Annotated in this window: 21 protein-coding genes; 13 read left to right on the forward strand and 8 right to left on the reverse strand. The window is 68.0% G+C overall.

Annotation, left to right across the window (positions count from 1 at the left end; translation table 11 throughout):
* Nucleotides 1–76: 76 nt before the first annotated feature.
* From VSO01S_RS21155 to VSO01S_RS21170, 4 genes are read right to left on the reverse strand one after another with little or no spacing between them, the layout of a single operon-like run.
* Nucleotides 77–856, reverse strand: a complete 780-nt coding sequence (locus VSO01S_RS21155) for an enoyl-CoA hydratase (RefSeq protein ID WP_068644783.1) — start codon at nucleotides 854–856, stop codon at nucleotides 77–79.
* 25 nt (nucleotides 857–881) lie between these two features.
* Nucleotides 882–2,708 (reverse strand): M61 family metallopeptidase, encoded by a 1,827-nt coding sequence (locus tag VSO01S_RS21160; RefSeq protein ID WP_068644784.1) that lies wholly within the window; start codon nucleotides 2,706–2,708, stop codon nucleotides 882–884.
* A complete protein-coding gene (locus tag VSO01S_RS21165) occupies nucleotides 2,708–3,430 on the reverse strand; it encodes a DsbC family protein (RefSeq protein ID WP_068644785.1) in 723 nt (240 codons plus the stop codon). Before VSO01S_RS21165 ends, VSO01S_RS21160 begins: the two co-directional genes overlap by 1 nt.
* 31 nt (nucleotides 3,431–3,461) lie before the next feature.
* Nucleotides 3,462–4,616 (reverse strand): FAD-dependent monooxygenase, encoded by a 1,155-nt coding sequence (locus tag VSO01S_RS21170; protein WP_068644786.1) that lies wholly within the window; start codon nucleotides 4,614–4,616, stop codon nucleotides 3,462–3,464.
* 77 nt (nucleotides 4,617–4,693) lie between these two features.
* Between VSO01S_RS21170 and VSO01S_RS21175 the strand changes: the two genes are divergently transcribed.
* From VSO01S_RS21175 to VSO01S_RS27770, 4 genes are all read left to right on the forward strand, one after another.
* The gene (locus VSO01S_RS21175) at nucleotides 4,694–5,578 is read left to right on the forward strand and encodes an MOSC domain-containing protein (protein WP_068644787.1); all 885 of its coding nucleotides are present in this window, start codon (nucleotides 4,694–4,696) and stop codon (nucleotides 5,576–5,578) included.
* A 64-nt stretch (nucleotides 5,579–5,642) separates the two neighbouring features.
* Nucleotides 5,643–6,734 (forward strand): redox-regulated ATPase YchF, encoded by a 1,092-nt coding sequence (gene ychF, locus VSO01S_RS21180; protein ID WP_068644788.1) that lies wholly within the window; start codon nucleotides 5,643–5,645, stop codon nucleotides 6,732–6,734.
* Nucleotides 6,735–6,907: 173 nt separating this feature from the next.
* Nucleotides 6,908–7,579, forward strand: coding sequence for a glutathione S-transferase (locus VSO01S_RS21185; RefSeq protein WP_068644789.1), 672 nt, complete (start codon nucleotides 6,908–6,910; stop codon nucleotides 7,577–7,579).
* A gap of 94 nt (nucleotides 7,580–7,673) precedes the next feature.
* A complete protein-coding gene (locus VSO01S_RS27770) occupies nucleotides 7,674–7,841 on the forward strand; it encodes a hypothetical protein (RefSeq protein WP_169804106.1) in 168 nt (55 codons plus the stop codon).
* 110 nt (nucleotides 7,842–7,951) lie between these two features.
* Here VSO01S_RS27770 and VSO01S_RS21190 read toward each other — a convergent pair whose 3' ends face one another.
* Nucleotides 7,952–8,437: a YqaA family protein gene (locus VSO01S_RS21190; protein WP_068644798.1), complete on the reverse strand. Its 486-nt coding sequence runs from the start codon at nucleotides 8,435–8,437 to the stop codon at nucleotides 7,952–7,954.
* A gap of 133 nt (nucleotides 8,438–8,570) precedes the next feature.
* Between VSO01S_RS21190 and dusB the strand changes: the two genes are divergently transcribed.
* From dusB to purH, 3 genes are read left to right on the forward strand one after another with little or no spacing between them, the layout of a single operon-like run.
* Nucleotides 8,571–9,632 carry a tRNA dihydrouridine synthase DusB gene (gene dusB / locus VSO01S_RS21195; RefSeq protein ID WP_174544754.1) on the forward strand — a complete coding sequence of 354 codons (1,062 nt, stop codon included), beginning with the start codon at nucleotides 8,571–8,573 and terminating at the stop codon, nucleotides 9,630–9,632.
* A gap of 55 nt (nucleotides 9,633–9,687) precedes the next feature.
* On the forward strand, nucleotides 9,688–9,924 hold the full coding sequence (locus VSO01S_RS21200; RefSeq protein ID WP_068644790.1) for a Fis family transcriptional regulator: 237 nt from the start codon (nucleotides 9,688–9,690) through the stop codon (nucleotides 9,922–9,924).
* An 8-nt stretch (nucleotides 9,925–9,932) separates the two neighbouring features.
* On the forward strand, nucleotides 9,933–11,531 hold the full coding sequence (gene purH / locus VSO01S_RS21205) for a bifunctional phosphoribosylaminoimidazolecarboxamide formyltransferase/IMP cyclohydrolase (RefSeq protein WP_068644791.1): 1,599 nt from the start codon (nucleotides 9,933–9,935) through the stop codon (nucleotides 11,529–11,531).
* Here the strand turns inward: purH and VSO01S_RS21210 are convergent.
* The 3 genes from VSO01S_RS21210 to thiD are packed head-to-tail and all read right to left on the reverse strand — an operon-like array spanning nucleotide 11,525 to nucleotide 14,344.
* Nucleotides 11,525–12,049: a hypothetical protein gene (locus VSO01S_RS21210; RefSeq protein WP_245684281.1), complete on the reverse strand. Its 525-nt coding sequence runs from the start codon at nucleotides 12,047–12,049 to the stop codon at nucleotides 11,525–11,527. The two genes, purH and VSO01S_RS21210, sit on opposite strands and share 7 nt — an antisense overlap.
* On the reverse strand, nucleotides 12,049–13,374 hold the full coding sequence (gene hemL, locus VSO01S_RS21215) for a glutamate-1-semialdehyde 2,1-aminomutase (protein ID WP_068644792.1): 1,326 nt from the start codon (nucleotides 13,372–13,374) through the stop codon (nucleotides 12,049–12,051). The genes VSO01S_RS21210 and hemL overlap by 1 nt, the downstream gene beginning before the upstream one ends.
* 4 nt (nucleotides 13,375–13,378) lie before the next feature.
* Nucleotides 13,379–14,344, reverse strand: a complete 966-nt coding sequence (gene thiD / locus VSO01S_RS21220; RefSeq protein WP_068644793.1) for a bifunctional hydroxymethylpyrimidine kinase/phosphomethylpyrimidine kinase — start codon at nucleotides 14,342–14,344, stop codon at nucleotides 13,379–13,381.
* Nucleotides 14,345–14,455: 111 nt separating this feature from the next.
* On the opposite strand from thiD, the gene VSO01S_RS26850 reads away from it, so the two are divergent.
* The 6 genes from VSO01S_RS26850 to VSO01S_RS21245 form a co-directional block, all read left to right on the forward strand.
* A complete protein-coding gene (locus VSO01S_RS26850; RefSeq protein WP_084242021.1) occupies nucleotides 14,456–14,626 on the forward strand; it encodes a rubredoxin in 171 nt (56 codons plus the stop codon).
* 86 nt (nucleotides 14,627–14,712) lie between these two features.
* Complete coding sequence (locus VSO01S_RS21225) at nucleotides 14,713–15,111, forward strand: response regulator (protein WP_068644794.1); 399 nt, start codon at nucleotides 14,713–14,715, stop codon at nucleotides 15,109–15,111.
* Nucleotides 15,112–15,477 (forward strand): response regulator, encoded by a 366-nt coding sequence (locus VSO01S_RS21230; protein WP_068644795.1) that lies wholly within the window; start codon nucleotides 15,112–15,114, stop codon nucleotides 15,475–15,477. It begins immediately after the preceding gene.
* 31 nt (nucleotides 15,478–15,508) lie between these two features.
* The gene (locus tag VSO01S_RS21235) at nucleotides 15,509–16,039 is read left to right on the forward strand and encodes a chemotaxis protein CheW (protein WP_068644796.1); all 531 of its coding nucleotides are present in this window, start codon (nucleotides 15,509–15,511) and stop codon (nucleotides 16,037–16,039) included.
* Between the two features lie 41 nt (nucleotides 16,040–16,080).
* Nucleotides 16,081–18,369, forward strand: coding sequence for a methyl-accepting chemotaxis protein (locus VSO01S_RS21240; protein WP_068644797.1), 2,289 nt, complete (start codon nucleotides 16,081–16,083; stop codon nucleotides 18,367–18,369).
* Nucleotides 18,370–18,389: 20 nt separating this feature from the next.
* On the forward strand, nucleotides 18,390–20,820 hold a 2,431-nt coding region (locus VSO01S_RS21245), incomplete at its 3' end, for a FimL-related protein (RefSeq protein ID WP_174544755.1).

Consider the following 20,820-nt stretch of genomic DNA (forward strand, 5'->3'; position numbering starts at 1 on the left):
GCCAGCCGCGCCACCGGCCAGCCGCACGCCGCCGGCGGAAGCACCGCGCCCGACGCAGTGAGCGCGGCGCCTGCGCTTACTGGTTCTTGAAGTCGGGCTGCCGCTTGGTCAGGAAGGCATCCATGCCTTCCTTCTGGTCGGCGGTGGCGAACAGCGCGTGGAAGATGCGCCGCTCGAACATCACGCCGTCCGACAGGCCCGACTCGAAGGCGCGGTTGACCGACTCCTTGGCGGCCATGACCGACATCTGTGAGAAGCCCGCGATGATGAGTGCCGCGCCCAATGCCTCGTCGGCCAGCTTCTCATAAGGCACCACGCGGCTGACCAGGCCGGCGCGCTCGGCTTCCTGCGCATCCATCATGCGGCCGGTGAGCACCAGGTCCATGGCCTTGGCTTTACCCACCGCGCGCGGCAGGCGCTGCGTGCCGCCGGCGCCGGGAATCACGCCGATCTTGATCTCGGGCTGGCCGAACTTGGCCGTGTCCGCCGCGATGATGAAGTCGCACATCATCGCCAGCTCACAGCCGCCGCCCAGCGCAAAGCCGGCCACCGCGGCGATCACCGGCTTGCGCACGGAGCGGATGGTTTCCCAGTTGCGGCTGATGAAGTCGCCCTTGTAGACATCCTGGAAGCTGTACTTGGCCATGGCCGAGATGTCGGCGCCGGCGGCAAAGGCGCGCTCGCTGCCCGTGACGATGATGCAGCCGATGGCCTCGTCGGCGTCGAAGGCCTTGAGCGCCTGGCCCAGCTCGGTCATGAGCTGGTCGTTGAGCGCGTTCAGCGCCTTCGGGCGGTTGAGGGTGATGATGCCGACCTTGCCGGCCTCGACGCGGGTTTCGATGGTTTCGTAGCTCATGGAGAGTCTCCTCGCGGAAAAGAATTCAGGGCTTGCCCGGCGCGTCCAGCCAGCGGCCCAGCTTACCGGCATCGTGCGACACCAGCCGCCAGGTGCCGATGCCGCTGGGTAGCTGCAGCGGCAGGCGGATCAGCCGGCGGTCGCGCGCCACCAGCGCGGTCATCTTCTTCTGCGGACCGAGATAGAGCGCCAGGTCGTCCAGCTTGCCAATGCGCCAGGCCTGCGCCGGCTGCGAGCGGGTGGCGGCCAGCTCGATGCCCAGCCATTCGTCGTTGGCGGCAAAGCCGGCCTTCTCGGCCGCGCCGCCGCGCAGCACCACCTTGACCTGCACGCTGCCGCTGGTCTCGGCCACGCGCAGGCCCAGTTCCTGCGCGCGCTGCGCCGGATCGTCGAGCACCGCCACGCCGTGGGCGCGCAGCAGGTCCGCCAGCGGCAGTTCGCCCGTGCCGTGCACCCACTTCGAAAGCTCGGCTGCGAAGCTGCGCCCGCCCACCGCCTGCAGCGCATCCGCAATGTCCTGCTCGCTCACCGGGCCGCCGTCGCCGCTGGTCTTCCAGAGGTGGCGCATCACGTCGTCGAGCGTGCCCCGGCCTTCGGCGCGCAGCGTCAGGTCCAGGCACAGGGCGACCAGCGCGCCCTTGGTGTAGTAGCTCACCGTGCTGTTGGGCGTCTGCTCGTCCTGGCGGTAGTACTTGACCCAGGCGTCGAAGCTGGCCTGCGCCACCGACTGCACCTGGCGCCCCGGCGTCTGCTGCACCTGGTTGATGGTCTTGTTGACCAGGCGCAGATAGGCGGCGTCGTCGATGCAGCCGGCGCGGCGCAGCAGCAGGTCGTCGTAGTAGCTGGTGAAGCCTTCGAAGAACCACAGCAGCTCGGTGTAGTTCTCTCGGGTGTAGTCGTAGCTGGCGAACTCGGCCGGCCGAAGGCGCTTCACGTTCCAGGTGTGGAAGTACTCGTGGCTGATGAGCCCCAGCAGGGTGGTGTAGCCCTCGGCCTGGCGCACGGTGCCGTGGCGCGGCAGGTCGCGCCGTGCGCAGATGAGGGCCGTGCTGTGCCGATGCTCCAGCCCGCCGTAGCCGTCGTCCACCGCGTTGAGCATGAACACGTAGCGGTCGTGCGGCGGCTTGGGGCCGCCGCGCTTGCCCACCTTGGCGCCGTGCCAGAAGCGCATTTCCGCTTCGCACACGGCGCGCGTGTCGGCGATGAGCCGGTCGCCGTCGAAGGAGGCGGGCGCGCCCGCCACCACGAAGCGGTGCGGCACGCCGCACACGTCGAACTCGGCACTCCAGAAGGCGCCCATCTCGACCGGGCTGTCGGCCAGCTCGTCGTAGCCGGCGGCCCGGTAGCGGCCGAAGCCGTGCCGGTCGACCGACACCGGCGCGAGCGAGGTGGCGCATTGCCAGCGCGCCTCGCCCTTGGCCGCGGGCGGCGCGAGCACTTCCAGCGCATGCGGCTCGCCGGTCTGGCCTTCGACGCGCAGGCACAGGCTGGTGCCGTTGAAGAAGCCCCTGTCGGCATCGAGCCAGGCGGTGCGCACCGAGTTGTCGTAGGCGCAGACCTCGTAGCTCAGTTCCAGCGGCTTGCCGGCCACGCAGTCGATGTGCCAGGTGGCCTTGTCCACCTGCCGGATCGGCACGGCGCGGCGGCCCTGGCGTGCCTGCAGGCCCTGCAGGTTCTTGGCGAATTCGCGCACCAGGTAGCTGCCCGGAATCCAGGCCGGCAGCGACACCGCCTGGCCGGCGGCGGGCGCGTCGATCTGCAGCGTGACGGCGAACAGGTGGGCGTGCCGGTCGGCGCACGCGATCCGGTAGCGGATGCGGGAGCTACGGGCCAGGGCAGTGCCGGCGGCCATCACTTGGTGGCTGCGGCGAGTTGCTTTTCGACCTGCGCGGCGGGAATGGCGCCCGGCGTGCGGCTGCCGTCGGCAAAGATCAGCGTGGGCGTGCCGGTGATGTTGTACTTGCGGCCGAAGGCGACGTTGCGATCCAGCGCGGCGGCGTCGCAGTTGGCGGGTGCGTCAGCCGGCTTGACCTCGCCGACCATCCAGTCGCTCCAGGTCTTGGCCTTGTCCTTGCTGCACCAGATGTTGCGCGACTTCACCTTCGAGTCGGGCCCCAGCACCGGGTAGAGGAACAGGTACACCGTCACGTTGTCGACGTTGCGCAGGTCCTTCTCGAAGTGCTTGCAATAGCCGCAGTTGGGGTCTTCGAACACCGCGAGCTTGCGCTTGCCGTTGCCGCGCACGATCTTGAAGGCGTCCTGCACGGGCAGCTTGTCGAAGGCCACCTCGTTGAGCTTGTCCACGCGCTCCTGCGTGAGGTTGCGGCGGCCCTTGATGTCGATCATCTCGCCTTGCACCAGGTAGTCGCCCTGCTCGTCGACATAGAAGAGCTCGTTGCCCACGCGCACTTCGTACAGGCCGCCGATGGGCGTCTTGCGCACCTCGTCGATCTGGGCGAACTGCGGAAAGCGGGCGCCGAGGTTCTTGCGGATCTCGGCTTCCCCGGCATGGGCCGTGGCGGACAAAGCGGCGGCGCAGGCGAGGGCGGCGGCCATCAGGCGAAAGGATTTCATGTCGGTTCGGATCGGGCGGAAGGTGATTGGTTCAGTGCGAGCCCGGCGAGGCTGCACGCTGCAGCCCCATGGCGCGGCGCGCCACCCAGCTCTTGATGGGGCCGGTGCGGTCGAAACCGCTCATGCCCCAGTTGCGCAGGCGCGGCAGCGGATCGAGGCTGTGCGCAAAAAGCTGCTGCAGGCCGTCGGTGGCCAGGCTCATGGCCAGCACGTCGGCGCGGCGCGCACGCTCGTAGCGGCGCAGCAGGCGCATGTCGCCCACGCTGCGCCAGTGTTCGCGCGCGCCCAGCACCTCGGCCAGCGCCTGCGCATCGGCCAGGCCCAGGTTCAGGCCCTGGCCCGCCAGCGGATGCACGGTGTGGGCAGCGTCGCCGGCCAGCGCCCAGCTGCCGCTGCCGCCGTTCATCTGGCCGGTCCAGCGGTCGGCAATGGCGCGCTGCAGGGGCCAGGCGGCGCGTTCGCCCACGGGGGTGAGCTCGCCCAGCGCATCGCCGCAGGCTTCGCGCACTGCGGCTGCGAATTCGTTCGGGTCCATGGCCAAGAGGCGCGGCGCATGCGCCTGGTCCACCGACCACACCAGCGCCAGCGAATGGCCGCCGGGGCCGCCCAGCGGCAGCAGGGCCAGCACCTCGCCGCAGTCGTTGAACCACTGGCGGGCGATCTCGTCATGCGGCCGCTGCGCGTCGAAGCGCGCCGCAATGGCGTGCTGCGGATAGCGGGTGAGGTCGTAATGCACGCCCAGGGCCTGGCGCGTGGCGCTGGCCTTGCCTTCGCACACCACCGTGAGCGGCGCGGCCACAGGCTCGTTCACCACCTCGATCATGGGCGAGAAGCGCACCGCGTCCGCCAGGCGCTGCTCGAGCGCGGGCACGTCGACGATCCAGGCCAGCGCATCCACCTTCTGGTGCGGCGCGCTGAAGTGCACGCTGCCGCCCTCGTCGCCGTGCACCATCATCTCGCGCACGGCGGTGGCGTGATGCGCATCGGGCCAGGCGCGCAGCGATTCGAGCAACTGGCGCGAGGCGGCGTTGAGCGCATAGGCGCGGATGTCCTCGCGGGCCTTGGCCTGCGCATCGACCTGCGGCGCCACCAGCGCCACGCGAATGCGTGCGCCTGCCAGCAGCAGCGCCAGGGTGCGGCCGACGATGCCGGCGCCACGGATGCAAACCTCGGGGGGAAGAGCCATCGGGCCATTGTAGGAGTTGGGCCGGCGCCGCCGGCCGTTGCGAGACAATCGCCTTTCCCTGCCCGAGGACAGCTTTCGTGAACCCTGCCGATTTCGACCTGCAAGCCAGCGTTTCGCGGCTTTTCGTCTACCCCATCAAGTCCTGCGCGGGCGTCGAGCTGCAGGAAAGCCTGCTGATCGAGACGGGCCTGGAGTTCGACCGCGCCTGGATGGTGGTGGACGAGGAGGGCGAATTCCTCAGCCAGCGCGAGCTGCCGCGCATGGCGCTCATCCGGCCCACCCTGAAGTACAGCGAAATGGTGCTGCGCGCGCCCGGCATGCTGGCGCTGCACATCGCCTTCGACCGGGTGGAGGAGCCGGTCAGGGTGCGCGTGTGGGACGACGAGGTGGCCGCCTACGACATGGGCGACATCGCGGCCCAGTGGTTCAGCGACTTTCTTTCGGAGGGCGGCGCCAGGCGCAAGCTGCGCCTGGTGCGCTTCGACCCCGAGCACAGGCGCCTGTCCAGCCGCAAGTGGACGGGCGAGGTGGAGGCGCTCAACCAGTTCGCCGACGGCTTTCCACTGCTGGTGATCAGCGAGGCGTCGCTGGCCGAATTCAATGCGCGCATGCAGGCCGCCGGTCACGATGCGGTGGGCATGGAACGCTTCCGGCCCAACCTGGTACTGGCGGGCATCGAAGCGCATGACGAAGACCGCGTCGATGAGGTGCGCATCGACACCGGCGACGGCGGCCTGGTGCTGCTGCGCCCGGTCAAGCCCTGCGCCCGCTGCACCATTCCCGATGTCGACCCGGCCACGGCCGAGACCGGCACCGCGGTGAACGAGACCCTGCGCGCCTACCGCGCCGACCCGCGGCTGGACGGCGCCCTGACCTTCGGCATGAACGTCATCGTGCTCGAGGGCGTGGAGCAGGCGCTGCGCGTGGGCCAGCCGGCCGGGGCCAATTTGCGCTTCGAGTGAAGCCCGGGGGTGGGCGCCGTAAAATCACGGGTTCTCCCCAATCTCCCAGAAGAAAGCTAGCGCCATGAGCCTCCAGTGCGGCATCGTCGGCCTGCCCAACGTCGGCAAGTCCACTCTTTTCAACGCCCTGACCAAGGCCGGCATCGCGGCGGAAAACTATCCCTTCTGCACCATCGAGCCCAATGTGGGCGTGGTCGAAGTGCCCGATCCGCGCCTGGCCCAGCTGTCTGAAATCGTCAAGCCCGAGCGCGTGGTGCCGGCCATCGTCGAGTTCGTGGACATTGCCGGCCTGGTGGCCGGCGCCAGCACCGGTGAAGGCCTGGGCAACAAGTTTTTGGCGCACATCCGCGAGACCGACGCCATCGTGAACGTGGTGCGCTGCTTCGACGACGTGAACGTGGTGCACGTGGCCGGCAAGGTCGACCCGATTTCCGACATCGAGGTGATCCAGACCGAGCTGTGCCTGGCGGACATGTCCACCGTCGAGAAGGCGCTCGCGCGCAACGTGAAAGTGGCGCGCGCCGGCGACAAGGACGCGCAGAAGCTGGTCGCCCTGCTCGAGCGCTGCCAGAAGGCGCTGGACCAGAACCTGCCGGTGCGCTCGGTCGAGTTCAGCAAGGAAGAGCTGCCGCTCATCAAGCCGCTGGGCCTGATCACCGCCAAGCCCGCCATGTTCGTGGGCAACGTGGCCGAGGACGGCTTCGAGAACAACCCCTACCTGGACCGCCTGCGCGAATACGCGGCCAAGCAGAACGCGCCGGTAGTGGCCATCTGCGCCAAGATCGAGGCCGAACTCGCCGACATGGACGAGGACGACAAGAAGATGTTCCTGGCGGAAATCGGCCAGGAGGAGCCGGGCCTGAACCGCCTGATCCGCGCCGCCTTCAAGCTGCTGGGCCTGCAGACCTACTTCACCGCCGGTGTGAAGGAAGTGCGCGCCTGGACCATCCACATCGGCGACACCGGCCCGCAGGCGGCCGGCGTGATCCACACCGATTTCGAGAAGGGCTACATCCGCGCGCAGACCATCGCCTTCGACGACTTCATCGCCCACAAGGGCGAGCAGGGCGCCAAGGACGCGGGCAAGATGCGCTCGGAAGGCAAGGACTACGTCGTCAAGGATGGCGACGTGATGAACTTCCTGTTCAGTTCCTAAAAGAAGAGGACCGCCGGCTGCCGCTGCAGCCCGTCGCGCGCCGGTGCATCCTGCGATGCATGCGGCGCGTTTTGTCGCATGGGGCTGCCCATGGGGGCGGACATCCTGTAGAAATCGGGCGCCGCGGCCAACTTCGGCCGACGGCAGACCCAACCAACAGGTACACGCACCACATGATCACCGTCCACCACCTGAACAACTCCCGCTCGCAGCGCGTGCTGTGGCTGCTGGAGGAACTGGGCCAGCCCTACGAGATCGTGCGCTACGAGCGCGACCCGGCCACGATGCTGGCGCCGGCCGCGCTCAGGGCGGTGCATCCGCTGGGCAAGTCGCCGGTGGTGGTGACTGACGAGGGGCTGGTGCTGGCCGAGTCGGGCGCCATCCTCGAGACGCTGACCGAGCTCTACGGCCACGGCCGCCTGGCGCCGCCGGCCGGCACGCCCGGGGCCGTGCGCTATCGCTACTGGCTGCACTACGCCGAAGGCTCGGCCATGCCGCCGCTGCTGCTCAAGCTGGTGTTCGACCGCATGGAGAAAAGCCCCGTGCCCTTCTTCGTCAAGCCCATCGTGAAGAGCATCGCCGCCAAGGCCAAGGCCTCGTTCATCGGCCCGCAACTCAAGACGCACCTGGACTTCATGGAAGGCGAACTGGGCAAGAGCCTGTGGTTTGCGGGCGAGGAGTTCAGTGCGGCGGACATCCAGATGAGCTTTGCGGTGGAGGCTGCGCGCGCACGTGCCGGGCTGGACGACAGCCGGCCGAAGCTCATGGCATTTCTTGAGCGCATCCATGCGCGGCCGGCCTACCGGCGGGCGCTGGAGAGGGGCGGTCCATTCGCGCTCGGCTGAGGCATCGGCCGAAGCAGCGACAATCGGGGGGTGGCTCCGTTGTGGAGCCTCCTCGTTTACTTATCACCCATCACACCGAATCAGGAGCATCCAAATGGGCAACAAGATCGTTACCGAAGCAGACCGCAAAGCCAGCCCCCGTCCGACCCCCATGCCGGGCATGACGCTGGCACGCCAGGGCACCGGCCAGCGCCGCAGCCTGGAGCGCGGCCCCGCCACGCGCAGCAAGAAGAACGCCGGCAAGCGCGCTCATCAAGGCTAACCCCCAGCCTTGCCCACTTCGTGTGGCTTCTGCACCCCCTTTCAGGGGGCAACACCTGAGGCCCGGCAAAGCCGGTTCCTCGGTGTTCCTGGCTTCAGGGAGCCTTGCATTTAGGAACCGAGCCCCAGCTTGGGCCACATGTAGATCAGGCCGACCGTCATCGTGACGTAGCGCGCGAACTTGCCGATGGCCATGTAGAACACACAGGGCCAGAAGGACATGCGCAGCCAGCCGGCCACCGCGCACAGCGGGTCGCCGAAGATGGGCAGCCAGGCCAGCAGGCAGGCCTTGGGCCCCAGCCGCTCGAGCCAGCCCAGCACTCGAACGTGGTGTTTCGAATGAGAGTACTTGTCCGCCACCTGGTGCGCGGCGTAGCCCATCCACCAGTCCACCGCACCGCCCAGCGTGTTGCCGGCGGTTGCCACGAATACAGCTGGCCAGAACATGTCGGGGTTCAGTTGCAGCAGGCCGAACAGCGCCGGCTCGGAGCCCATCGGCAACAACGTGGCGGAAACAAAAGCAACGATGAACAGCGACGACAACCCGTATTCGGGCAGCGCGAGCAGCGCCAGCAGTGAGTCGAACCAATGTTCCATGTAGCGCGGCAGTATAAGAAGCGCGCCGTGCATCGGGTGCGCCCGGCAGTGCAAATCGTTTCATCCACCGGGATGCGGCATCGCTACAATCGTGCCTCATTTTTCAGCAGTCGACGTTGCACCGCACCATTTCATGACCCTGCAGATCGGCAACATCGCGCTGGAAAATCGGCTGTTCGTCGCGCCCATGGCGGGCGTGACCGACCGGCCCTTCCGCACCCTGTGCCGCCAGTTGGGCGCTGGTTATGCGGTGAGCGAAATGGTCACGTCGCGCAAGGAGCTGTGGCAGTCGCTCAAGACCTCGCGCCGCGCCGACCACACCGGTGAGCCGGGCCCCATCGCCGTGCAGATCGCCGGCACCGATGCGGCCATGATGGCCGAGGCCGCGGCCTACAACATCGACCGCGGCGCGCAGATCATCGACATCAACATGGGCTGCCCAGCCAAGAAGGTCTGCAACAAGTGGGCCGGCTCGGCGCTCATGCGCGACGAGCCGCTGGCGCTCGAAATCGCCGAGGCGGTGGTGCAGGCGGCGCAGCCGCACGGCGTGCCGGTCACGCTCAAGATGCGCACCGGCTGGAGCATGGACCATCGCAACGCGGTCGCGCTGGCGCGGCGCTTCGAGGCCGCGGGCATCCAGATGCTCACGGTGCACGGCCGCACGCGCGAGCAAGGCTACAAGGGCCAGGCCGAGTACGACACCATTGCCGCCGTCAAGGCCGCGGTGGCCGTGCCGGTGGTGGCCAACGGCGACATCGACAGCCCGGAAAAGGCGCAGGCCGTGCTGGCCGCCACCGGTGCCGACGCCATCATGATCGGCCGCGCCGCGCAGGGCCGGCCCTGGATCTTCCGGGAGATCGCGCACTTCCTGGCCACCGGAGAGCACCGCGCCCCGCCCCTGGTGGCGGAGGTCCGGCGGCTGCTTCTCGAACACCTGAAAGAGCACTACGCTCTCTACGGCGACTACAGCGGCGTGCGCACGGCCCGCAAGCACATCGGCTGGTACGTGCGCGGCCTGCCGGGGGGCGAGGCCTTTCGCGGCGAGATGAACCGTATCGAGGATTGCGACGCCCAGCTGTCGGCCGTCGCACAGTTCTTCGACGGGCTGGCTGCCGGGCAGGACCGCATGCCGGCTGCGCCCCTGCAGGCGACGAACGACTACGACGACGAAGAAGAAGCAAGGGCGGCCTGCTAGTCGCTGCGGCGCGGGCAGGGCATCCCAAGAACAATCAAGGCAAGAAGAGAAGAGCATGAGCAAGAAGCAAATCGAGGACTGCGTCCGCAGCAGTCTGGAAGGCTATTTCCGCGATTTACGTGGCACCGAGCCCGACGGCATGTACGACATGCTGGTCAGCGTGGTGGAAAAGCCGCTGCTCGACGTGGTGATGACCCGCGCCGAGGGCAATCAATCCAAGGCGGCCCAGTGGCTGGGCCTCAATCGCAACACCCTGCGCAAAAAGCTGGTCGAACACAAGCTCCTGAAATAAGCAACAACATGGCACTCACCGCACTGATCTCCGTCTCCGACAAGACCGGCATCCTCGAATTCGCGCAAAGCCTGCACGGCCTGGGCGTGAAGCTTCTTTCCACCGGCGGCACCGCCAAGCTGCTGGCCGATGCCGGCCTGCCGGTGACCGAAGTGGCGGACCACACCGGCTTTCCCGAAATGCTCGACGGCCGCGTGAAGACGCTGCACCCCAAGATCCACGGCGGCCTGCTCGCGCGGCGCGACGTGCCGGCGCACGTGGCGGCGCTGAAGGAGCACGGCATCGACACCATCGACCTGCTGGTGGTCAACCTGTATCCGTTCGAGGCCACGGTGGCCAAGGCCGGCTGCACGCTGGAAGACGCGATCGAGAACATCGACATCGGCGGCCCCGCCATGGTGCGCAGCGCCGCCAAGAACTGGAAGGACGTGGGCGTGCTGACCGATGCGGCGCAGTACCCGGTGGCACTGGCCGAACTCAAGGCCAGCGGCAAGCTCAGCGACAAGACGAAGTTCGCCTTCTCGGTGGCTGCGTTCAACCGCATTGCCGATTACGACGGCGCCATCAGCGACTTCCTGTCGGCGGTGGACTTCGATGCCAGCCAGGGCCAGCCGGCACCCGTGCGCACGCTGTTCCCCGGCCAGAGCAACGGCCGCTTCGTCAAGCTGCAGGACCTGCGCTACGGCGAGAACCCGCACCAGCAGGCCGCCTTCTACCGCGACCTGTATCCGGCGCCCGGCTCGCTGGTCACGGCCAGGCAGCTGCAGGGCAAGGAGCTGAGCTACAACAACATCGCCGATGCCGATGCGGCGTGGGAATGCGTCAAGAGCTTCGACCTGCCCGCCTGCGTGATCGTCAAGCACGCCAACCCCTGCGGCGTGGCCGTGGGCGCCGATGCGCACGAGGCCTACAGCAAGGCCTTCAAGACCGACCCCACCTCCGCCTTCGGCGGCATCATCGCCTTCAACCGCACGGTGGACCTGGCCGCTGCGCAGGCGGTGAGCAAGCAGTTCGTCGAGGTGCTGATGGCGCCGGGCTACACGTCCGAGGCGCTGGAAGTGTTCAAGAGCAAGGTCAACGTGCGCATTCTGGAGATCGCACTGCCGCCGGGCGGCGACACCGACTGGAAGAACGGCCGCAACGCCATGGACGTCAAGCGCGTGGGTTCGGGCCTGCTGATCCAGACGGCGGACAACCACCAGCTGGCGCTGGCCGACCTGAAGGTCGTCACCAGGAAGCAGCCCACGCCGCAGCAGCTGGACGACCTGCTCTTTGCATGGAAGGTGGCGCAGTACGTCAAGAGCAACGCGATCGTGTTCTGCGCCGGCGGCATGACGCTGGGCGTCGGCGCGGGCCAGATGAGCCGCCTCGACTCGGCGCGCATCGCCAGCATCAAGGCCGAGCACGCCGGCCTGTCACTGGCCGGCTCGGCGGTGGCGAGCGACGCCTTCTTCCCGTTCCGCGACGGCCTGGACGTGGTGATCGACCACGGTGCCACCTGCGTCATCCAGCCCGGCGGCTCGATGCGCGACCAGGAAGTGATCGACGCCGCCAACGAGCGCGGCGTGGCGATGGTCTTCAGCGGCGTGCGCCACTTCCGTCACTGAGCGCCTGAAGACGCCGGCCCTGCGAAGCGCACCTTGAACTGGAAGGTGATGGCCCCGTAGAGCCGGTCCTTGTACGAAGGAATGACGCCGACGTTGAGCCCCCAGTGGCGGCTCTCGTAGGCCACCGTGGGAATCAGCGCCGGGAACCAGCCGCCGTCCCGGTAGTGCGGATAGCCGTCGAAGGCGCCCACGGCCGCACCGAACTTCAGCCCCTGCCATTCGAAGGGCATGAAGTAGGCGCCGACGTAGTGCGAGCGCTCGCGGTCGCTGTTGCGAAATGCGCCGGCCGTGAGCGACCACTGGTCGTTCAGCACGTACTCCACGCCCAGGCCCCAGTTCTGGTCTTCCAGATCCTTGTCGCGGTCGAAGTGGAGCGAATAGAAGCCGGGATTGATCCACAGGCGCGAGAGGAATTCGGAGGAGGCCTCCTGCGCCTGGCTCATGGCCGGCCATGCCACCGTGGCCAGCACCAGGGCCGGCACCAGCCTGCGCAGCGCTTGCGGGCGGCGCCGGCGCATCACGCCGCGCGGCCCAGCTGCTTGAAGATGGCGCGTGCGGCCTCTACCGTTTGCGCAATGTCGTCCTGGGTGTGCGCGGCGCTGACGAAGCCCGCCTCGTAGAGCGCCGGCGCGATGTACACGCCGCGGTCCAGCAGGCCATGGAACAGCGTGTTGAAGCGCGTGCCGTCGCTCTTCATCACGCTGGTGTAGTCCTGCGGCAGCGCATCGAGCAGGAAGAAGCCGAACATGCCGCCTTCGCAGTCGGCGCTGAAGGCGACGCCCTCGGCCTGCGCCGCGGACTTCAGGCCGTCGACCAGGCTGCGCGTCTTGGCGGCCAGCGCTTCATAGAAGCCCGGCTTGGCGATCTCGCGCAGCGTGGCCAGGCCGCAGGCGGTGGCCACCGGGTTGCCGGACAGCGTGCCGGCCTGGTACACCGGACCCTGTGGCGCCAACTGCTCCATGATCGCGCGCGGCCCGCCGAAGGCCGCCAGCGGCATGCCGCCGCCGATGACCTTGCCCAGCACCGTGAGGTCGGGGCGCACGGCGGCAAGGCCGCCTTCGACCTGGTTCGCCAGCACGCCCTGCGCGCCCTGCAGCCCGACGCGAAAGCCCGTCATCACCTCGTCGAACACCAGCAGCGCGCCGTGCTGCGTACACAGCTCGCGGCAGCGCCTGGCAAATTCGGGCGTGGCGCGCACGAAGTTCATGTTGCCGGCAATGGCCTCGATCATCAGGCAGGCGATGTCCCGGCCGTGCTCGGCAAAGGCGGCTTCGAGCTGGGGCAGGTCGTTGTAGCGCAGCACCAGCGTGTGCTGCACCACCTCGGGCGGCACGCCGGCCGAGGTGGGGTTGCCGAAGGTCGCCAGGCCCGAGCCGGCCTTGACCAGCAGCGCGTCGGCATGGCCGTGGTAGCAGCCCTCGAACTTGATGATGGTCTTGCGGCCGGTGGCGCCGCGCGCCAGGCGCAGCGCGCTCATGGCTGCCTCGGTGCCGGAGCTGACCAGGCGCACCATTTCCATGGACGGCATCAGCGCCAGGATCGCTTCGGCCAGTTCGATCTCGCGCTCGGTCGGCGCGCCGAAAGAGAGGCCCTCGGTCACCGCCTGCTGCACCGCCTCGATGACGGCCGGATGCCCATGGCCCAGGATCATCGGCCCCCAGGAGCCGATGTAGTCGATGTAGCGCGCACCGACCGCGTCCCACATGTAGGCGCCCTGCGCCTTCTGGATGAAGCGCGGCGTGCCGCCCACCGCCTTGAAGGCGCGCACGGGCGAGTTCACGCCGCCGGGAATGACCGCGCGGGCGCGGTCGAAGAGTTGCTGGTTGCGTTCGGTCTGGTTCATTTGATCAATGTCGCGTCTCATGCGGCGGCAAGGCGAAGTCGCTCGCTTCTTCTGCATCGGGTTCGCTGTCTTCGTCTTCTGGCTGCGCCCAGAACAGGCGGTCGGGCACCACGTGGCCCATGCCGGGGCGGAAGCCCGCGTCCAGGCAGCGGTCCATGTAGCTCAGGGACTCGGTGGTGGCCGCCACCAGGTCGGTGCCGGCGGCCAGCAGGGCCGACAGGGTGGCCGACAGGGTATCGCCGGCGCCGGAGAACACCGCCTCCAGCCGCTCGTACTTCTCGCTGGCCAGCACGGTCTGCGGCGAGGCCAGCACGTTGTCGAAGAACTGGTCGGGCAGCACCAGCCCGGTGACCAGCGTGTAGGGCACGCCCTGTTCGCCAGCGGCGCGCGCGACGTCGCGCGCCGTGGGCGGCCGGTCCCCGCTCCAGTCGGGCAGGAGCCAGCGCCACAGGGTGCTGTGGTTGCCCACCAGCACCGTCGTCTGGGGCAGCACGAGTTCGCGGAAGGCGTCGAGGTAGGCCTCGATCTTGTCCTCTTCCCACCACGAGAGGTTGGGCATGTAGGCCACCACCGGCACCTCGGGGTAGTCGCTCGCGATCTCCGCGATTTCCGACAGGTTCTCGGGCGTGCCGGCAAAGCCGACCTTGATGAGCTGGACCTCGACATCTTCGAGAACGGTGCGCGCCTGCTCGGAAACCGCCTCTTCGTCGAAAGGAAAGTGGTCGAAAATCTCGGCCGTGTCGCGCGCATAGGCGCCGGTGACCACCGGCAGCATGTGCGCCCCGACCGACGCGATGGCCAGCGCGTCGGCGGCCAGGCCGCCCGCGCCGCTGGGGTCGCTCGAATTGAAGACGAGCACGCACGGAAGCGCGGCCTGATCGTCGTCCTCGGGCTTTTCGACCTCGATCTCGGCGCCGCTAAGATCGTCCGTTGGTCCGGATTCTTTGGTGGGTAGAAGGAAAGTTTTCATGCGCCTTGAGAACTCACCGGGATGGTGGCAGATGTGAGACGCAAATCACGGGTTCGTGAGTGACGTCTCGATACAATCGTTGCATTCTATGAACAGGGAACGTAAGCTGCGATGAACAAGAAAACCTGGATGTGCCTGATTTGCGGGTGGATCTACGACGAAGCGGTCGGGGTGCCAGAAGATGGTATTGCGGCCGGAACAGCGTGGGCCGACGTGCCAATGAACTGGACTTGCCCCGAGTGTGGTGCTCGCAAAGAAGACTTCGAAATGGTTGAAATCTGAAGCATGGCATAGGGCCACGCTTCCGGCGACTTTTCTAGTAAAGGTTGCCGCCGTCGTCGGAAGTGTTGTTTGAGGAGCGTGTGCCCATGAGCACCAACGGATCTGGCTACAAGGTGCTCGTCATCGACGACAGCAACACCATTCGGCGCAGCGCCGAGATCTTCCTCAAGCAAGGTGGGCACGAGGTGCTGCTGGCCGAGGACGGGTTCGACGCCCTGTCCAAGGTCAACGACCACAAGCCCCACCTTATCTTCTGCGACATCCTGATGCCGCGCCTGGACGGCTATCAGACCTGCGCGATCATCAAGCGCAACGCCCACTTCTCCAATGTCCCGGTCGTCATGCTGTCTTCGAAAGACGGCGTGTTCGACAAGGCGCGCGGCCGCATGGTCGGCTCGCAGGACTACCTCACCAAGCCTTTCACAAAAGACCAACTGCTCCAGGCTGTGGAGCAGTTTGGCGTTGCACAACCGGAAGCTCTCTAAATGGCTATTCAAAAAGTCCTCGTGGTGGATGACTCCAAGACGGAGTTGATGTTTCTGACCGATCTGCTCGAGAAGAACGGCTACAAGGTCAAGACCGCCGAAAACGCCGACGACGCGATGCGCCGCCTGCAGGAAGACCGCCCCGACCTGATCCTGATGGACGTGGTCATGCCCGGGCAGAACGGCTTCCAGCTCACGCGCGCCATCGCCCGCGATCCGCAGTACGCCGCCGTGCCGATCATCCTGTGCACCAGCAAGAACCAGGAAACCGATCGTGTGTGGGGCATGCGCCAGGGTGCGCGCGACTACATCGTCAAGCCCGTCAATCCGGCCGAACTGATGGCCAAGATCAGCGCGCTCAACTAACGGCCGGCACCCGACCCGCGCCCTTCCAGTCATGGCCAATCGCGACGCGCTCCGCGCATTCCAGTCCAGGCTTGCCAGCCGGCTGCAGGCGGCACGCAGTTCCGGCGTGTCGGCCTCGTGGCTGGCGGTCGAGGCCGGCGAGTCGAAGTTTCTTTTCCCGCTCGGCCATGCCGGCGAGATCTTTCCCTGGACGCCGCCGCAGATGGTGCCCTACACGCAGGACTGGTTCCTGGGCGTGTCCAACCTGCGCGGCGGTCTCTACGGCGTGATCGAGTTCGCCACTTTCGCCGTCGGCCGCCGTGCGGCGCCTGCCACCGAGACGGCACGCGCACAGTCGCGCCTGGTGGCGCTCAACGAGCTGCTCGAGGTCAACTGCGCGCTGCTGATCGACCGGCTGGTCGGCCTGCGCGGTGTCGAGGCTTTCGTGTCGTCGCAGCCGCCGGCGGACGATGCGCCCGCATGGATGGGCGCCACGTACACCGACGAGAACGGCGAGCAGTGGCAGGAAGTCAACCTGCAGGCTCTTTCCCAGCAACCTCAATTCCTGAACATCGGCGCCTGATCGGGCAGCCGCACAACGCCAACAACCTTCAAGGACCGACCGTGAGCTCGATCGCCGACAAGTTCAAACGCCTCCTGCCCGCGCGCGACAACGCCGTCGCGATCGGTTCCGACCTCAACACCATCGCCATGGACCAGGTCGAGACCGAACAGGGTTTCGACGAAAAGACCGTGCTGATGCGCCGCGATGCGCAGGCCGCGGCTGCCAACGAACCGGTGCAGGGCGCGGCCGTTGCCGCACCGCTGGCCGATGGCGAAGCGGCCGCTGCCGAGGAAGCGGCGGCGGCGCCGCGCAGCGACCTGCAGCGCCAGCAGCGCTACCTGTTCATCGCGCTGGCCTTGGTCGTGCTGGTGCTGCTCATCCTGGCCGGCGCCGCCATCGTGCGCGCCGACCGCGTCGCGCAGCAGGTGGCCGCCACCGGCCAGTCGCTGATGCAGTCGCAGCGCCTGGCCAAGTCGGTGTCGCAGGCGCTGGTGGGCGACGTGAAGGCGTTTGCCGAGGTGAAGGATTCGTCGTCCGACCTGCACCTGCGCGCGCACGGCCTGGCCGGCGGCGACGAGTCGCTCGACCTCGAGCGCGTGACCAGCGACCTCGAGCCCGAAATGGCCAAGATCATCCCGTTGGTGGACCGCGCATCGGCCAGTGCCAATGCCGTGCTGGGCCAGCAGAAGATCCTGACCCAGGTGGGCGCGGCGCTGCGCAACATCAACCGCCAGTCGTCCGACCTGCTCGAAATGGCCGAGACGGTGGCTTCGCTGAAGATGCAGCAAAGCGCCACGGTGCCCGAGATCTCGGCCGCCGGCCAGCTGGTGATGCTGACGCAGCGCATCGGCAAGTCGGCCAACGAATTCCTGACGGTGGAAGGCGTGAGCCCCGACGCCGTGTTCCTGCTGGGCAAGGACCTGAACACCTTCCAGGAAGTGGCCAAGGGCCTGCTGGACGGCAGCGCGCAGCAGCGCCTGCCCGGCACGCGCGATCCGCAGACGCGCCAGCAGCTCGAAGCCATTCTCAAGACCTACGAGCAGACCCGTACGCAGGCCGGCGCCATCCTGGGCAACCTGCAGGGCCTGGTCACCGCGCGTGAAGCGCAGGCCACCATCCTGGCCGACAGCGAGCCGCTGCGCGTGGCGCTGGGCGGGCTGCAGGAAAAGCTGTCCGAGCGCACGGGCCTCACGGCCGGCACCGTGATCCTGCTGTTCGTGCTGTCGGTGGCCGCGCTCGGCCTGGCCGCTGCCATCGCCTACGGTCAGGTGCGCGAAGGGCGCGAGCGTGCCGCCGCCGCCGAACGCGAACGCGTCGAGGCCGACCGTGCCCACGAAGAAGCCACCCGCGTGAACGTGGCCAACCAGGCCGCCATTCTCCGGCTGATGAACGAGCTGCAGACGGTGGCCGAGGGCGACCTGACGCAGGAAGCCACCGTGACGGAAGACATCACCGGCGCCATTGCCGACTCGGTGAACTACACGGTGGAAGAACTGCGGCTGCTGGTGGGCAACGTGCAGAACACGGTGGCCCGGGTGGCTCAGACCACGGCGCAGGTGGAAAGCACCTCGACCGAGCTGCTGGCCGCGTCGACCGAGCAGCTGCGCGAAATTCGCGAAACCGGCCAGTCGGTGCTGACCATGGCCGAACGAATCAACGGCGTGTCCGCACAGGCGCAGGAGTCCGCCACGGTGGCGCGCCAGTCGCTGCAGGCTGCAACGTCCGGCCTGAACGCGGTGCAGAACGCCATCGGCGGCATGAACGCCATCCGCGACCAGATCCAGGAAACCTCCAAGCGGATCAAGCGCCTGGGCGAATCGTCGCAGGAGATCGGTGAAATCACCGAACTGATCTCGGACATTACCGAACAGACCAACGTGCTGGCCCTGAACGCCGCCATCCAGGCCGCGTCCGCCGGTGAAGCCGGCCGCGGCTTCTCGGTGGTGGCGGAAGAAGTGCAGCGCCTGGCTGAACGCTCTGCCGACGCCACGCGCCAGATCGCGGCGCTGGTGAAGGCGATTCAGACCGACACGCAGGACGCGGTGGGCGCCATGGAGCGTTCCACGCAGGGTGTGGTGGAAGGGGCCAAGCTCTCCGACAATGCCGGTACCGCCCTGTCGGAGATCGACCGCGTGTCCCGCCGCCTTGCCGAGCTGATCGAACAGATTTCGCAGTCCGCCTCCCGCGAGGCCAATTCGGCCAACGTGGTGGCCGCCAACATCCAGCACATCTTCGCCGTGACCGAGCAGACCGGAGAAGGTACGCGGGCCACCGCGCAGCAGGTGCGCGAGCTCTCGCACATGGCTGACGAACTTCGCCAGTCGGTCGCCCGATTCAAGATCGCCTGAAATACGACGAGCACCCCAACGTGTCGACCCTCGCCCCCGCAACCGCCCCTGTCGCCGGCAACGCGCAGGGGGCTGAAGACCTCGGGCCGTTGGCCTGGGTGCTCGGCGAAATACAGAAATCCCTCGAGACGGCCGCCAAGTCGCTGCGCCGTTTCGCGCGTGAAAGCAACGGCGTTCCCGATGTGGACGCCGGGCCGCTGCGCCTGGTGCGCCAGCAGCTGCACCAGGCCGTGGGCGCCCTGCAGATGGTGGGCCATCCCTCGCCGGCCCTGGTGCTGGGCGCCATGGAATTCGCGGTGCAGAGCTTCGTGCAGGAGCCCCAGCGCTGCACCGAAGCGGCCGTGCAAAAGCTCGACCGCGCCGGCTTTGCCGTCACCGATTTCCTGCAGGCCCTGCTGGCCGGCAAGTCGGTGTCGTCGGTGGCGCTGTTCCCCCAATACCGCGACGTGCTCGAACTGGTGGGCAACGAGCGGGTGCATCCGGCCGACCTGTGGTCGCCGGCCTGGCACTGGGTCGACATCCACCTGGAAAGCAGCAAGCCGGCACTGGTCTACGACCCGGCGGTGCGCTCCAAGTTCGACCGCGAACTGCTCAAGGTGGTCAAGAGCGGCGACGACGTGGCCGCCAGGCGCCTGCAGGAAATCTGCGTGGGCCTGTCGCGCGGCGCGCCCGGCAGCCGTTCGCGCAGCTTCTGGGCACTGGCCGGCGCCTTCTTCGAGGCGCTGGGCCTGTCGCTGGTCACGCCCGACGTCTATGTGAAGCGCGCCGCCTCGCGCGTGCTGATGCAGTACGCCACGCTGGCGCGCGGCGACGAGACCGTGTCCGACCGGCTCGGGCAGGACCTGCTCTTCTTCTGCGCCCAGGCCGTGCCGAGCATGCGCGACGAAGCGCCCACGCTGCGCGCGGTGCGCGCGGCCTGGAACATCGAGGGCGAGAAGGCCGTCGACTACACCAGCGAGCAGTTCGGCCGCTTCGACCCGACGGTGCTGGCGCAGGCGCGCAAGCGCATCGAGGGCGCCAAGGAAATGTGGTCGGCGCTCTCGGGCGGCGACATGGGCCGCGTACGCCAGGCGGTGGACAGCTTCGGCCTGCTCACCGAGTCGCTGCAGAAGCTCCATCCGCCGAGCCTGCCGATGGTGCAGGCCCTCAACAATGCCGTGCAGGCCTCGCTCAATTCGGGCAAGCCGCCTGCCACCGAGCTGGCCATGGAAGTGGCGACCTCGGTGCTGTACCTCGAAGCCGCCTTCGAGGACCTGGACCCCAACGACCGCCAGCTCACCGCACGCACCGTGCAGCTGGCCGGCCGCATCGAGCGCGCCCGCGAGGGCGGCCGCTCCGAGCCGCTCGAGCCGTGGATGGAGGAGCTCTACCGCCGCGTGAGCGACCGCCAGACCATGGGCACCGTGGTCGACGAGCTGCGCACGCACCTGTCCGAGCTCGAGAAGGCGATGGACCAGTTCTTCCGCCACCCCACGGAGAAGAACCACCTGAGCACCGTGCCGGGCCAGCTGACGCAGATGCGCGGCGTGTTCTCGGTGCTGGGCCTGGACCAGGCCGCGCAGACCGTGGCTCGCATGCGCGACAACGTCGACGAACTGGTGGCGCGCACCACCCCGGCGGACGAGCCGGGCGCCTTCGACGCGCTGGGCAACAACCTGGGCGCGCTGGGCTTCCTGATCGACATGCTGGGCTACCAGCCGGCCCTGGCCAAGCGCCTGTTCGTGTTCGACGCGAAGGCGGGCGAGCTCAAGCCGCTGATGGGCCGCCAGGCCGAGGAGCAGGCCGCTGCCGCGCTGGCACCCGCCGCCGCACCGGCTGCCGCTGCCGCACCCGCCGCGCCGGTCGAAACCGCCGCCCTGACCTCGGACCAGATCGACGCGCAGATCGCCGCCCGCCTCGCCGAGCTGGCCAACCCCAAGCGCAAGAAGAAGGACGGCCCGCCGGCGCCTTCCTCGCCCATCGACGAATTCAGCAAGGCCGCCGACAGCTGGACGGCCAAGATCACCGGCCCCGCGCCGCTGGAAGCCCTGCCCGAGACCTTCGTGACCGAACTGGCCGAAGACGACCTGCAGAACATTTTCCTGGACGAGGCGCGCGAAGTCGTCGAGAACGGCCTGGTGGCCGTGGGCGAACTGGACCACGACCCCACCGACGTGGGCGAACTCACCATCCTGCGCCGCGCCTTCCACACGCTCAAAGGCAGTTCGCGCATGGTCGGCCTTACCGACTTCGGCGACGCCGCCTGGTCGATGGAACAGGTGCTCAACACCTGGCTGGCCGACCAGCGTCCGGCCACCAAGGAGCTGATTGCCGGCGCGGGCACCGCGCTGCGCGATTTCGGCGCCTGGGTCGAGGCCATCGCCTCGGGCGAGCCGCACTCCTGGCAGTCCGCGCCCTTCAGCGACCTGGCGCGCTCGCTGGGCAGCGGCGAACCGCTGGCTGCGCCCGCCG

The organism is Variovorax soli NBRC 106424 (assembly GCF_001591385.1).
Lineage (GTDB): Bacteria > Pseudomonadota > Gammaproteobacteria > Burkholderiales > Burkholderiaceae_C > Variovorax > Variovorax soli.